This window comes from Streptomyces mirabilis (assembly GCF_018310535.1).
GTDB lineage: Bacteria > Actinomycetota > Actinomycetes > Streptomycetales > Streptomycetaceae > Streptomyces.
The window spans coordinates 3,462,570-3,476,072 of sequence record NZ_CP074102.1 but is presented as its reverse complement, the minus strand read 5'-3'; the positions used below and the strand labels follow the sequence as shown (position 1 = coordinate 3,476,072).

General features: G+C 69.4%; 13 protein-coding genes. 9 read left to right on the top strand and 4 right to left on the bottom strand.

What is annotated here, in order from left to right; genetic code table 11:
• Positions 1-70: 70 nt before the first annotated feature.
• A complete protein-coding gene (locus tag SMIR_RS15280; RefSeq protein ID WP_028805073.1) occupies positions 71-274 on the bottom strand; it encodes a cold-shock protein in 204 nt (67 codons plus the stop codon).
• Between the two features lie 343 nt (positions 275-617).
• Between SMIR_RS15280 and SMIR_RS15275 the strand changes: the two genes are divergently transcribed.
• From SMIR_RS15275 to SMIR_RS15255, 5 genes are all read left to right on the top strand, one after another.
• Positions 618-1,466 (top strand): menaquinone biosynthetic enzyme MqnA/MqnD family protein, encoded by an 849-nt coding sequence (locus SMIR_RS15275; protein ID WP_099921219.1) that lies wholly within the window; start codon positions 618-620, stop codon positions 1,464-1,466.
• Between the two features lie 69 nt (positions 1,467-1,535).
• Positions 1,536-3,236 carry a serine/threonine-protein kinase gene (locus tag SMIR_RS15270; protein WP_168494482.1) on the top strand — a complete coding sequence of 567 codons (1,701 nt, stop codon included), beginning with the start codon at positions 1,536-1,538 and terminating at the stop codon, positions 3,234-3,236.
• A gap of 2 nt (positions 3,237-3,238) precedes the next feature.
• Complete coding sequence (locus SMIR_RS15265) at positions 3,239-4,117, top strand: prepilin peptidase (RefSeq protein ID WP_168494484.1); 879 nt, start codon at positions 3,239-3,241, stop codon at positions 4,115-4,117.
• Positions 4,118-4,236: 119 nt separating this feature from the next.
• The gene (mqnC, locus tag SMIR_RS15260; protein ID WP_212727122.1) at positions 4,237-5,451 is read left to right on the top strand and encodes a cyclic dehypoxanthinyl futalosine synthase; all 1,215 of its coding nucleotides are present in this window, start codon (positions 4,237-4,239) and stop codon (positions 5,449-5,451) included.
• A gap of 7 nt (positions 5,452-5,458) precedes the next feature.
• Positions 5,459-5,905 (top strand): imidazolonepropionase-like domain-containing protein, encoded by a 447-nt coding sequence (locus SMIR_RS15255; protein ID WP_168494486.1) that lies wholly within the window; start codon positions 5,459-5,461, stop codon positions 5,903-5,905.
• A 118-nt stretch (positions 5,906-6,023) separates the two neighbouring features.
• Here the strand turns inward: SMIR_RS15255 and SMIR_RS15250 are convergent, their stop codons facing one another.
• Positions 6,024-7,064: a chitinase gene (locus SMIR_RS15250; protein ID WP_212727121.1), complete on the bottom strand. Its 1,041-nt coding sequence runs from the start codon at positions 7,062-7,064 to the stop codon at positions 6,024-6,026.
• Between the two features lie 391 nt (positions 7,065-7,455).
• Here SMIR_RS15250 and SMIR_RS15245 point away from each other — a divergent pair, with 391 nt between their 5' ends.
• The 4 genes from SMIR_RS15245 to SMIR_RS15230 all read left to right on the top strand — a co-directional run bounded on the left by SMIR_RS15245 (position 7,456) and on the right by SMIR_RS15230 (position 12,347).
• Positions 7,456-7,776: a hypothetical protein gene (locus SMIR_RS15245; protein WP_348774739.1), complete on the top strand. Its 321-nt coding sequence runs from the start codon at positions 7,456-7,458 to the stop codon at positions 7,774-7,776.
• Positions 7,777-7,795: 19 nt separating this feature from the next.
• Positions 7,796-10,189 carry a bifunctional polysaccharide deacetylase/glycosyltransferase family 2 protein gene (locus SMIR_RS15240; protein ID WP_212727120.1) on the top strand — a complete coding sequence of 798 codons (2,394 nt, stop codon included), beginning with the start codon at positions 7,796-7,798 and terminating at the stop codon, positions 10,187-10,189.
• Between the two features lies 1 nt (position 10,190).
• Positions 10,191-11,555, top strand: a complete 1,365-nt coding sequence (locus SMIR_RS15235) for an acyltransferase family protein (protein ID WP_212727119.1) — start codon at positions 10,191-10,193, stop codon at positions 11,553-11,555.
• A 96-nt stretch (positions 11,556-11,651) separates the two neighbouring features.
• Positions 11,652-12,347, top strand: a complete 696-nt coding sequence (locus SMIR_RS15230) for a demethylmenaquinone methyltransferase (RefSeq protein ID WP_168494496.1) — start codon at positions 11,652-11,654, stop codon at positions 12,345-12,347.
• Positions 12,348-12,476: 129 nt separating this feature from the next.
• On the opposite strand, the gene SMIR_RS15225 is transcribed toward SMIR_RS15230, so the two are convergent.
• Positions 12,477-12,809 (bottom strand): PASTA domain-containing protein, encoded by a 333-nt coding sequence (locus tag SMIR_RS15225; RefSeq protein WP_054232190.1) that lies wholly within the window; start codon positions 12,807-12,809, stop codon positions 12,477-12,479.
• Between the two features lie 123 nt (positions 12,810-12,932).
• On the bottom strand, positions 12,933-13,439 hold the full coding sequence (locus SMIR_RS15220) for a GNAT family N-acetyltransferase (RefSeq protein WP_168494498.1): 507 nt from the start codon (positions 13,437-13,439) through the stop codon (positions 12,933-12,935).
• Positions 13,440-13,503: the final 64 nt, after the last annotated feature.

The window sequence follows — 13,503 nt, the reverse complement described above, 5'->3', positions numbered from 1 at the left end:
CAGGCGTGGGGCTCCTTGGGTATTGCGATCCGTTCCGGATCAAAGCATTGGGCTCATGAAGCCCGCAGACTCAGATCGGGGTGACGTTCTCCGCCTGCGGGCCCTTCGGACCCTGCGTGACGTCGAAGGAAACCGACTGGTTCTCTTCGAGAGAGCGGAATCCGCTCGCGTTGATCGCGGAGTAGTGGACGAAGACGTCCGGGCCGCCGCCTTCCTGGGCGATGAAACCAAAGCCCTTTTCGGCGTTGAACCACTTCACGGTTCCGGTAGCCATAAGCCCTCCTTGGGCCCAAAGGGTTGCCCTGCTCCAGAACCTGCGATTGTGTAAACAACTGCATACGTCTGAAAACGACGAGAGCCCGCGGTCACATGCTCCGCAGGCTCTGTACTGCAAGGGAAACCAAACTGCAACTTGCGGCGAGCCTAGCACGCAGGCAGCCGAAAGCAATAGGGGGCAAGATCACGCCACCCGGATGTTTGACCCGTATGGCGGATGGGTTGACGTGATGGTGTCGACTTGCTGTCGCAAGGGTTGACACAAGAGGGCGGAAGGGTTTCGGAAACCACGCGGGGACCCTGGAGACTGCACGGTACTCCATGGGGTCTAGCCTCGCGATGTGGACAATTACCGCACCCGGCCGCGCGTCGGCCACATCCAGTTCCTGAACTGCCTGCCCCTCTACTGGGGGCTCGCGAGAACGGGCACGCTCCTCGACTTCGAGCTCACCAAGGACACCCCGGAGAAGCTCAGCGAGAAGCTGGTGCAGGGCGACCTCGACATCGGGCCCATCACGCTCGTCGAGTTCCTCAAGCACGCCGACGAGCTGGTCGCCTTCCCGGACATCGCGGTCGGCTGCGACGGTCCGGTGATGTCCTGCGTGATCGTCTCGCAGGTCCCGCTGGACCAGCTGGACGGCGCCCGGGTCGCGCTCGGCTCCACCTCTCGCACGTCCGTTCGACTCGCGCAGCTGCTGCTGGCCGAGAGCGTGGGCGTCCAGCCGTCCTACTACACGTGCCCGCCCGACCTCAGCCTGATGATGCAGGAGGCCGACGCCGCCGTCCTCATCGGCGACGCGGCACTGCGGGCCAATCTCCTCGACGGGCCGAAGTTCGGTCTGGAGGTGCACGACCTCGGCACGCTGTGGAAGGAGTGGACGGGCCTGCCGTTCGTCTTCGCCGTGTGGGCGGCCCGCCGCGACTACCTGGAGCGCGAGCCCGTCGTCACCCGCAAGGTGCACGAGGCCTTCCTCGCCTCCCGGGACCTCTCGCTGGACGAGGTCTCCAAGGTCGCCGAGCAGGCGGCCCGCTGGGAGGCCTTCGACGAGCGGACCCTGGAGCAGTACTTCACCACGCTCGACTTCCGCTTCGGCGGCCCGCAGCTCGCGGCCGTACAGGAGTTCGCCCGGCGGGTCGGCTCGACCACCGGCTTCCCGACGGACGTGAAGGTCGAACTGCTGACTCCCTGAGAACGCGGGGGCGTACGGAACTACCCTGCTGGGCAGTGCGTCCGTGCGTACGGGGGAGGTGGGAGCGCCATGCAGCCGCTCGGAGTGGATGAACCCACGGTCGTGGGGCCCTACCGGCTCCTCGGCCGGCTGGGGGCCGGCGGCATGGGGCGGGTGTACCTCGGCCGCAGCGCGGGCGGGCGGACGGTCGCGGTCAAGATCGTGCACCCGCACTTCGCGCTCGACGAGGAGTTCCGCGCCCGCTTCCGCCGCGAGGTCGAGGCCGCGCGGCGGGTGGGCGGCGCGTGGACGGCCCCGGTCCTCGACGCGGACCCGGAGGCGTCCGTGCCATGGGTCGCGACCGGCTACGCGGCCGGTCCCTCGCTCGCGGCGGCGGTCGCCGACGCGAGCGGTCCGCTTCCGGCGCATTCGGTACGGGTGCTGGGCGCGGGCCTGGCCGAGGCGCTCACGGCGGTCCACGCGCTGGGTCTCGTCCACCGTGACGTCAAGCCCTCCAACGTCCTGCTCACCCTCGACGGCCCCCTCCTCATCGACTTCGGCATCGCCCGCGCCACCGACGGCACCGCCTCGCTCACCTCGACGGGCGTCTCCGTCGGCTCCCCCGGCTACATGTCCCCCGAGCAGATCCTCGGCAAGGGGGTCACGGGCGCGGCGGACGTCTTCTCCCTGGGCGCGGTGCTGGTGTACGCGGCGACGGGCGAGTCCCCCTTCCCCGGCGACTCCTCGGCCGCCCTCCTCTACAAGGTGGTGCACGAGGAACCCCGGCTCGGCTCCCTGGAGGGGGAGCTACGGGAACTCGTGGCCGCCTGCCTCGCCAAGGACCCGGCCGGCCGGCCGACCCCGGGTGAGGTGGCCGGACGGCTGGCCCCCGAGGGGGCGGCCCGGCTGGTGACCGCCGGCTGGCTGCCGGGGCCCCTGGTGGAGCAGGTCAGCCGCAGCGCGGTGCAGCTGCTGAACCTGGAGGCGGCGGAGGTGACGCCGTCCGGGCCGGTGGGCTTCAGCAGCCCTTCGGTGGGCACGGACTCCGGGGCCGGGGCGCCGCCGCCCGACGGGGTGTTCGGTCCGCCGCCGACCATGCCGCCGTACGCCATGCCGCCGTACGCCATGCCGACGTACGTACCGGGGCAGCGCGATGTCCAGGACGCGGTCGCGGCGCCGACGGTCCACCCGGGCAAGCTCTCCGTGAGCGTGGCCGCGGCCTCGGCGCCGGGTGCGAACGGTCGTGGCCGCAGGGTGAGTTGCACGCTCGCGCTGGCCGTCGCGGGAGCGCTGGCCGCGGTGACCGTGGGTTCGGTGTTCATGTTCCATCTGCTCCCGGGCGGCGGTGACGACAACTCGGCTTCCAGCGGCTCCGATTCCGCGGCCAGCCCTCCGGCGGCGACACCGAGCGCCCCCGGCTCGGCCGGCGCGACGCTCGCCTCCGTGCCCGCGCACTACCTCGGTAGCTGGTCGGGCGATGCCTACGCACTGAGCGGGAAGCTGCCCGCGGGCACGTTCCGGGTCACCCTCCACCAGGCCGCCGTGGGCAAGGAGTTGGGCACGTTCCGGTCGACCGACCTGATCGGCGGCATCTGTGACGACGTACTCGTCCTGAAGAAGGTCACCGACAAGCAGCTCACCGCGACGAGCACCGCCAAGACGTCCAACCCCGGCACCTGCACGACGGGCAGCCACGAGGTGCGGCTGATCCCCGCCGGGGGCGACCTCAAGTACGAGACGGACAACGCGGACGCGGGCGATCCGGTGGCCCGCATGTCGAAGGCCGAGTAGCCGTGGACCTCGAACTCTGGTCCGTCCGGCCGCTGTGGCTGACCGTCCTCGCCGCCCTCTGGGGCGCGGCGGCGGGACTGCTGGTACCGCGGGCCGCCTACCGGTTCGCGGTGGAGCCGGACGAGGCGTGGCGGACCCGGTGCCCCGACGGACACGCCCTCACCGGCGCCGCGGGCGGCTGGCTCGGCCTCGCCCGCTGCGCCGACTGCGCCCAGTACCTTCGTGACCTTCGTACGTCGTGGTCGGCGCCCGGCGACGCGGGGCGCGTGCCCGGTGATGCGGGGACCGTGCCGGGTGGTGCGGGGCGGGAGCCGGGCGGTGTCCCGACGACCTACCGCTACGGCCCCAGCACCCCCCTCGTCGCCCTCACCACCGCGGGGGCCTGCGCCGGGCTCGCCCTCGCCACCGGCGCCCGCCCCGAACTGGCCGTCTGGCTGCTGCTCGCGCCGCTCGGTGTGCTGCTCGCGGTCGTGGACTTCCGGGTGCAGCGGCTGCCGGACGTCCTGACCCTGCCGCTCGCGGGCCTGGCGCTGGTACTGCTGGGCGTGATGGCCCTCGTACCGGAGCACGCGGGGGAGTGGCCGACCGCACTGTTCGGGTCGCTCGTGCTGGGCGGCGCGTACTTCCTCCTCTTCCTCGTCAACCCGAACGGCATGGGCTTCGGGGATGTGAAGCTCGCGCTGGGGATCGGGGCCGTGCTCGGCTGGTACGGATGGGGGACCGTGGTGCTCGGGACCTTCGCCGGGTTCTTGTTCGGCGGCCTGTACGGGCTGGGGCTGGTGCTGATGCGACGCGCGGGGCGCAAGACGTCCATCCCCTTCGGACCGTTCCTGATCGCGGGGGCGTACGTCGGGCTGCTGATCGGGGCGTACGCGGCCTGACGTCGGGCCACGGACGGGGCTGGCGTAGGCTGGCCGGGTCCGCCCACCCGTCTCCCACCACCACCCTTATTTCGAAGCGCTTCGCGCCTGTTTCATTCCTTACGAAAGGGACGCTCCCGGTGACCGAGAAGGCCGACCTCACGTGTTTTGATGTCACAGCCGTCCTCGACCGTGCTGCCGCGGGTGGGCGGATCACCCCCGAAGAGGCGCTCGTCCTCTACCGCGACGCCCCGCTGCACGCCCTGGGCGCCGCCGCGGACGCGGTACGCCGCCGCCGGTACGCGGGGACCGAGCACATCGCCACGTACATCATCGAGCGCAACATCAACTACACGAACGTGTGCGTCACGGCGTGCAAGTTCTGCGCCTTCTACGCGGCTCCCAAGGACACGGCCAAGGGCTGGACGCGCGACCTCGACGACATCCTCCGCCGCTGCGCGGAGACCGTCGAACTCGGCGGTACGCAGATCATGTTCCAGGGCGGACACCACCCGGATTACGGCGTCGAGTACTACGAGAAGCACTTCGCCGCGATCAAGGCCGCCTACCCGCAGCTGGTCATCCACTCCCTCGGCGCGTCCGAGGTCGAGCACATGGCCCGCATCTCCAAGGTGAGTGTGGAGGAGGCCATCCAGCGGATCCACACCGCCGGCCTCGACTCCTTCGCGGGCGCAGGTGCCGAACTCCTCCCAGCCCGCCCCCGCAAGGCGATCGCCCCCCTCAAGGAGTCCGGCGAGCGCTGGCTGGAGATCATGGAGACCGCGCACGGGCTGGGCGTCGAGTCGACGTCCACCATGCTCATGGGCACCGGCGAGACCAACGCCGAGCGTATCGAGCACCTGCGGATGATCCGTGACGTACAGGACCGCACGGGCGGCTTCCGCGCCTTCATCCCGTACACCTACCAGCCCGAGAACAACCACCTGAAGGGCCGCACGCAGGCGACGCTCTTCGAGTACCTGCGGATGATCGCGATCGCCCGGCTGTTCATGGACAACATCGCCCACATCCAGGGCTCCTGGCTGACCACCGGCAAGGAGGTCGGCCAGCTCTCCCTGCACTACGGCGCGGACGACCTCGGCTCGATCATGCTGGAGGAGAACGTCGTCTCCTCGGCGGGCGCCAAGCACCGCTCCAACCGCATGGAGATCATCGACCTGATCCGCAAGGCCGGCCGCGTGCCCGCCCAGCGGACCACGACGTACGAGCACATCGTCGTCCACGACGACCCGGCGAACGACCCGGTCGACGAGCGCGTCATGTCCCACATCTCGTCCACCGCGATCGAGGGCGGTACGGCGCATCCCGAGCTGAAGCTGCTCGCCTCCAACTAGCCCCGCCGTGCTGACGATCCACACCGCCGACGAGCTGCGCATCAGCTGGGACGCGGACCCGCTGAAGGACGGCGCGGTCGCCGTGGAGGGCGACCGGGTGGCGGGCGCCGGGCCGCTGGACGTGCTGCTGGAGCGCTTTCCGGGGGCGCGGGTCCGCAGATGGCCCGGGGTCCTCGGACCGGCGCTCGTCCACGAGGGCCCACTGCCCGAGGCACCGTCCCCACGGGAACGTGTTCACGCGGTGCTGAAGTCGGGGGCCACGGCGGTACTGGCGGAGTACGCCGACACCCCCGACCTCCGCGCGGCGGCCTCCCGCAACGAGGTCGCCGTACTCCCGTGTACGCGGGAGACCGCGATCGTCGACGCGGGACGTGCCGACCTCGCGGTCTTCGATGCGGACGGAGCATGCATCGCGACGGTGTGCGCGGGCCGTCTGGTACACAGACGCCGCTGAACTTCTTCACCCCGGGCGGGGAAGTGCCCCGTTTTCAGGGGCGCGGGGCTGTGTATATGTGCGGCTCCGCCGCGGGGCGCGACCAGCCCCCACCGGCCCGCAGATCAGATATGCGCCCTCACCCGGCGAACGCCTCCGCAAACGCCCCCGAACTCTGCGAAACCCCACTGCAATTGGTGGCCGCATTGTCCGAAGAAGCGTCATCACTCGAACACTGCTGATCCCGGAACGTCGACCACAGCGACACCCAAGCGATCTTCTTCGACTCGGCGAACGCACGGACCTGTGCCGCGTCCGAGAGGCTGAACGTCTCATTGGCCACGTCGTTGTCCCCGATCATCGAGGTCAACGCGAGCCCCTGCCAGGCGCCCGCACTCGACAGTCCGAAAACATCCTGCAGTTGATCATGGGTCGCCTTGGCGGACGTCTCGGCGTAGTCGCCCATGTCCCCGGAGTACGAACTCCCGTAGTTCATCGTCATGATGTTGACCGTGGAGACCGTCACGGAGTTGTCGTTGGCGGACTCCAGCAGCGCCAGACTGTCCGAATCCAGCCCCGACGGCATGACCGGCAGCGTGAAGGACACCTTCAGATCACCGCGCTCCTTCTGGAGCAGCGCGATCGCCTTGGACCGCAGCGCGACCGACGCGGAGTCGGTCAGCGCGTCCCCCTCGATGTCGAAGTCGGCCTGGGTGGACCCGGCGGCGTCGAGCGCCGCCCCGTACGCCGCCGCGAGCGCGCTCGCGCTGTCGCAGACCTCCGCCAGCTCCTTGCCCGACGCCCCGCCGAACGAGACGCGCACCCTCGCGCCGGACTCCTTCAGCGCCGAGATCCGGGACTTCACGGCGGCCTTGTCGATGGCGTCCGTGCCGTTCCACTTGGCCGTGCAGTTGGTGCCGTCGGAGATCACGAAGGCCAGGTTGTACGTGGTCGGAGACCCCTTCGAGTCCGTCGCGGAGGCCTCCGTGGCGCTCACGTAGGGCGCGTACGAGGTGCTGGAGGAGGACGCGCTCTCGGAGGGCGCCGCACTCGTCCGCGGGGCCGGGGAGGTCTGCGCGGGCGCCGCGTCCGTGGCACCCGTACCACCGGAAGAGCACCCCGCCGCCGCCAGAGCAAACAGACAGGTGAGCCCGGCAGCCGGCCTCAGATAACCCCTCATTGCGTATGCACCCGCTCTCGTGATTTCTGTCTCAGGACCGAAACAAAGTGCGATTCGGGAGTTCCAAGGTGGCACATCCGAGGGTGATTCCCGAATACAGGAAGCGCATGGGTAACCCATGACTAGCGGTACGCGAATCGGGCAAGCCGGGCCGCTAATCGGTACACAAGGTAAATATGTATCGACCCTGAGCTGCGCAGATGTTCAAGGATTCTCTCAGGGAATGGACAGCTTGGGCCAAGTTTCATGGGCGCCTCACATGAGAACCAGAGAATTGGCCACATAAAGGAGCCCTAATATCCGGGGAATGCAATCCGAGTCAGCCATCGAAAACCACAGTCAAGGGCGCGGCCGTCGCCGCAAACGTGGCAACGCGTCCGAAGACGGTCCCGTGTTCGTTGACAACTCCGGGCGCAGAGCACGTCTGCTGCGCAGGTTCGGCATGCTCGTCGGCGCCGTCTGCTTCGGCTACGCGGTCGTCCTCGGGATGGCCTTCATGGGCTGGGGCACCTCGCTGACCCCGTCCTCGCTCTTCCCGTTCAGCGGCGGCCAGGCCGGCTCCGCACCCGGGGGCAATCTCCGGCCGCAGGGCGGCGTGGCCCCCACCGGCAGGCCGACCGGCACCCCGCCGTCGGGCCTGCGCACGGGCACGGCCCCCTCCTCGGCCGCTTCCCCGGCCGCATCCGCGTCCGCTTCCACCGGCGCCAACTGACCGGAACGGACCCACCTCCATGACTTCGACGACGCCTTCACGCGGCCGCCGGCGCGCCCCCACCAAGATGGAGCGGGCGGCCGGCAAGGCCGCGGCGCTGCAGAAACCGCGCGTGATCCTCGCCCTGCTGCTCCTGCTGGGGCTCACCAGCGTGATGCTGCTCGACGGCTATCTGCGTTCCGAGATCGGCAACGACGCGCGGGTGCGCGACGGCGCGGCCTACGACAAGGTGCCGCAGAAGATCCTCGACGGCGGTCCGCTTCTGACGTTCACAGGCGGCACGGCCAAGACTCAGTCCGTCCCGAAGAAGACCATCGTGCTCACCTTCGACGACGGTCCGACCCCGACCTGGACTCCCCAGATCCTCAAGGTGCTCGAAGACAACGGCGTCGAGGCCACCTTCTTCATGGTCGGCTCGATGGTCTCCCGCTATCCGAGCGTCGTGAAGGACCTCGTGGACCAGGGCAATGAGGTCGGCATCCACACCTTCACCCACGTCGACCTCTCCTACCAGGGCACGGGCCGGCTCCAGCGCGAGCTGAAGCAGACCCAGCTCGCGCTCGCGGGTGCGGCGGGGATCACGACGACGCTGTTCCGGGCCCCGTACTCCTCGGAGATCAACGCCGTCGACAACTACAGCTGGCCCGTCTACAAGGAGATCGGCAACCTCGGCTACACCAGCGTCTTCGTCGACACCGACAGCGACGACTGGAAGAAGCCGGGCGTCTCGAAGATCGTCCAGTGGGCCACGCCGAAGAACAACAAGGGCGCCGTCGTCCTCATGCACGACGCGGGCGGCGACCGCTCGGAGACGGTCAAGGCGCTCGACACGTACATCAAGAAGATGAAGGCGAAGGGGTACTCCTTCACCACCGTCAGCGGCGCGACGGTGAAGCTGAACAGAGCGGCGAACGGTGCCGGCCGCACGGGCACCGCCGGTTCCGGACAGGCCGTCGAGGCCGGGGTCGGACAGACCGGTGCCGGTGCCGGTGGGGGGGCGGGTGCCGGTACGGACACCGGCGCGCTGGGCGAGCAGCCGGGCGGCACACAGTCCGCGCCCGGTTCGAGCTCCACCAACAACTCCACCAACAAGGTGAACGTCGAGCAGTCCGGCCAGCAGAAGGCCACCGGCTCGACCCTCTACGAGGGCAAGGCGCTCGTCTACGCGGTCGCGGTCGCCGAATGGGTCCTGCCGCTGCTCTCCTGGCTGCTGCTGGTCGTCGGCATCTCCGTCATGGGCCGCTTCGGGATGATGCTGATCCTCGCCCGCCGTCACTACAGACAGCGCAACAGGAAACGCGGCAAGGGCGGCAAGTTCAGCTGGGGGCCGACGGTCACCGGGCCGGTCACGGTGATCGTGCCCGCGTACAACGAGAAGGAGTGCATCGCCAACACGCTCCACTCACTGGCGCAGAGCACCCATCCGATCGAGATCATCGTCGTCGACGACGGCTCCACGGACGGCACCAAGGAGATCGCCGAGTCGCTGGGCCTGCCCAATGTCCGGGTCATCCGCCAGGAGAACGCGGGCAAACCGGCCGCCCTCAACAACGGCGTCCGCAACGCCAGTTACGACATCGTCGTGATGATGGACGGCGACACCGTCTTCGAACCGGACGCCGTGCACCAGCTCGTCCAGCCCTTCGCGGACCCGGGCATCGGCGCGGTCGCGGGCAACGCCAAGGTCGGCAACCGCAACACCATCATCGGCGCCTGGCAGCACATCGAGTACGTGATGGGCTTCAACCTCGACCGCCGCATGTACGACCTGCTGCGTTGCATGCCGACCATCCCGGGCGCGATCGGCGCGTTCCGCCGCGACGCGGTCCTCGAGGCCGGCGGCATGAGCGAGGACACGCTCGCCGAGGACACCGACATCACCATCGCGATGCACCGCGCGGGCTGGCGGGTCGTCTACCAGGAGCACGCCAAGGCCTGGACGGAGGCACCGAGTTCCCTGAAGCAGCTGTGGTCGCAGCGCTACCGCTGGTCGTACGGCACCATGCAGGCGCTGTGGAAGCACCGCAAGTCCCTGACGGACAAGGGCCCGTCGGGCCGCTTCGGCCGCATAGGCATGCCGCTCGTGGTGATCTTCCAGATCATCACGCCGGTCCTCGCTCCGCTCATCGACGTGTTCACCATCTACTCGATGATCTTCGTGGACTTCTGGGCCTCACTGCTGGCCTGGCTGGCGGTGCTGGTCGTCCAACTCGTCTGCGCCGCCTACGCGTTCCGCCTCGACCGTGAGAAGTACCGCTACCTCGCGATGCTGCCGCTGCAGCAGCTCGCATACCGCCAGATGATGTACCTCGTCCTGATCCACTCCTCCGTGACCGCCCTGACCGGCGGCCGCCTCCGCTGGCAGAAGCTCAAGCGCACGGGTGAGGTCGGGACCCCGGCAGGAGTGAGCTGACATGAGCTGGGGCTCGGAACAACAGCGGTACCAGGGACATGAGGGGTACCAAGGCCAGCAGGAGTACCAAGGGCAGCAGGGGCAGCAGGGATATGACTATGGGTACGGGCAGCAGCCCGATCCGTACGGCCAGGGCCGGCGGCATCAGGTCCCCCAGCAGTACGGCTACGGGCAGGGGTACGTCGACCATGGCCAGGTGTACGTCACCGAGACGGCACCCCTGCCGGTGATCGAGCCGGAGCCCGCGGCGGACGCTGCCGTCCGGACCGGGCCCAGCCCTGACGCCGGGGAGCCCGAAAGCCCCGCCGCCGACCCCGCGCCGAAGGCCAAAGGCACCGGACGCGACCGCTACTTCGACGCGCTGCGCGCCGTCGCGCTGGTCCGTGTCGTGGCGTACCACACCTTCGGCTGGGCCTGGGCAGGCCTGGTCTTCCCGTCGATGGGCGTGATGTTCGCGCTCGCCGGCTCGCTGATGGCCAAGTCCCTGGAACGCCCCGCGCTCAAGGTGGTCAAGAGCCGCATGCGGCGGCTGCTGCCGCCCTTCTGGTTCTGGGGCTCCTTCGTCGTGGTGGCGATGCTGATCCACGACTGGATGCCGGGCTGGCAGATCGTCTTCTGGATCGTGCCGGTCGGCGACCCGCCGGGCAACCAGTGGGGCATCCAGGCCTGGGAGATCCTCTGGTACCTGCGGACGTACCTCTGGTTCGTCCTGATGTCCCCGCTTCTCCTGAAGGTCTTCCGCAAGGCCCCCCTCCCGGTCCTGCTCCTGTCCCTCGCCCCGATCCTGGTCTTCCAGTACGCCTGGCAGCCTCCGTACAACCGCTTCGGCAGCGGCCTGACGGACTTCGCCACCTTCCTGTTCTGCTGGCTGGTCGGCTTCGCGCACCGCGAGGGCGTGCTCCAGCGGCTGAAGCCGGCCCTGGTGATCCTGGCGTCGCTCGCCCTCCTGGCGTACGGCGGCTGGTACGCCTTCGCGCACCAGGCGGAGTTCGGTACGTACGACCTGGACGAGGTCCCCGTCGCGCAGACCTTCTGGTCGGCCGGCTTCGTGACGCTGCTGATGTACTTCAAGGCGTATTACAACGTCGACTTCGCCTGGCTCGCCCGCTTCAAGCGGCTCGACCGGACCGTGACGATCTTCAACGGGCGGGCGGTGACGATCTACCTCTGGCACGAGATCGCCCTCGTGCTCGCGGTCCCGCTGATCGACCAGTTCTGGAAGGTGCCCGCCTTCGAGAAGTGGCTGCCGCTGGAGAGCCAGTGGTTCATGTTCGGCATCGGCTGGGTGCTGATCTGGGTCGCCATCCCGCTGGTCGGCTGGGTCGAGGACGTGGCCGCCAAGAAGAAGCCGAAGCTGCTCCCCTGAAGGAACCTCCGGGAGATCCCCTGAGGGGGTTGCACGAGACCGGCGTACGGGCCGGGCGCCGCAAAGTCGCCCGGCCCGTGCTGCCACAATGGGGGAGTGACCCGCGCATCCCTGGACAAGCAGCCGCACGAAGTCGCCTCGATGTTCGACGACGTGGCGGAACGGTACGACCTGACGAACGACGTGCTGTCGCTCGGCCAGGACCGGGTGTGGCGCAGGGAGGTCGCGAAGGCGGTCGACGCGCGTCCCGCACAGAAGATCCTGGACCTGGCGGCCGGTACGGCGACCTCGTCCCTCCCCTTCGCCCGCACCGGCGCCTACGTCGTGCCCTGCGACTTCTCCCTCGGCATGCTCCGGGTCGGCAAGAAGAACCACCCCTGGCTGCCGCTGACCGCGGGCGACGCGACGAAGCTGCCCTTCAAGGACGACACCTTCGACGCGGTGACGATCTCCTTCGGCCTGCGCAACGTCCAGGACACCGACACGGCGCTGAGCGAGCTGTACCGGGTGACCAAGCCCGGCGGCCGGGTCGTGATCTGCGAGTTCTCGCACCCGACCTGGGCGCCGTTCCGCACGGTCTACACCGAGTACCTGATGCGCGCGCTGCCGCCGGTCGCCCGTGCGGTGTCCTCCAACCCCGACGCGTACGTCTATCTCGCCGAGTCCATCCGCGCCTGGCCGAACCAGCCCGAGCTCGCCGAGAAGCTGCGCAAGGCCGGCTGGTCGAAGGTGGCCTGGCGGAACCTGACGGGCGGCGTGGTGGCCCTGCACCGGGGCTTCAAGGCCGCCTGACGCCTCCTCCGGGCGAGCGCCGTCTGACTCCTCTTCCGGGCAAGCGCCGCCGGACGCGTTCTCCGGGCAAGCGCCGCCTGACACGTTCTCCCGGCGAGCTGCCGCTCTCGGTTCCGGAGAGCGCCTGTCTCACCTGAGTACTTCGAACGGGTCCCCGGGCTCGTCGAGCTCACGGCGCATGCCGCCCGACGGCGGACCCGGCAGCCGCGGCTCCCGCACACCCGCGCCGCCCTCCGCGTCACCGAGGTCGAACCACACGGTGACCACGGCCCCGCGCGGCACCTCGGAGCCGGGCGGCGGATATTGGCGTACGACGTAGTCGACGACGGTGAGATGGAAGTCGGGCCGGTCGGGCGCGGCGAGCAGCACACCTCGCGCGTCGGCCGTCTCGCGTGCGTCCACGGCCATCAGGCCGATGAGCCGCGGCACGCGCACTTCGGGTGTCTTGGGTGTCAGGCGCACGGACGTCACCCCCAGCGGTACCGGAAGGGTAAGCCAGGGCCCGGCCCTTCCGGAAGCCGTCGGGTGGCTGCCGGAAACCGTCGGGTGGCTGCGAGAAACCGTGAGGCGGCCTTCCGGAAGCCGTCAGAGGGCGAGGCGGTAGCAGTGCGCGGGTTCGGCCGTCGTGGGATGGGTGACGACCTCGGCCAGTTCCATGCCGACGCGTCGGGTCACGGCGATGGAGCGCTCGTTGCCCGCCCTGACCACGGCGACGACATCCGAGACGCCCGCCGCGCGCACCCGCTCCAGGGTGGTGAGCGCGGCGGCGGTGACGTACCCCTTGCCCCAATGCGCCCTGCCGAGCCGCCACCCGATCTCGATCTCGCCCTTCGGCCCCCACTCGCGCGGCCACGGCTGCGCGCCGGTGAAGCCGAGCACCTCACCCTCCGCGTCGACCAGGGTCCACAGACAGAATCCGAGTTCGGCGTCGTGCCGGCGCTGCCGCGCGGTGAGCTCCTCGTACACCGACAGTTCGGCCGCCTTCCCACCGTGGAACTCCATGACCTCGGGGTCGGCGAAGATCCGGTGCCAGGCGAACGCGTCCTCGTCGGTGGGGACACGCAGCCGTACGTCGGGGAGAGCTCGGTTCACGGGGCAACCCTTCAGCCAGGTGATCAGTACCGCTGCATAGACTGCCCATGTCCAGTGCCCGTCA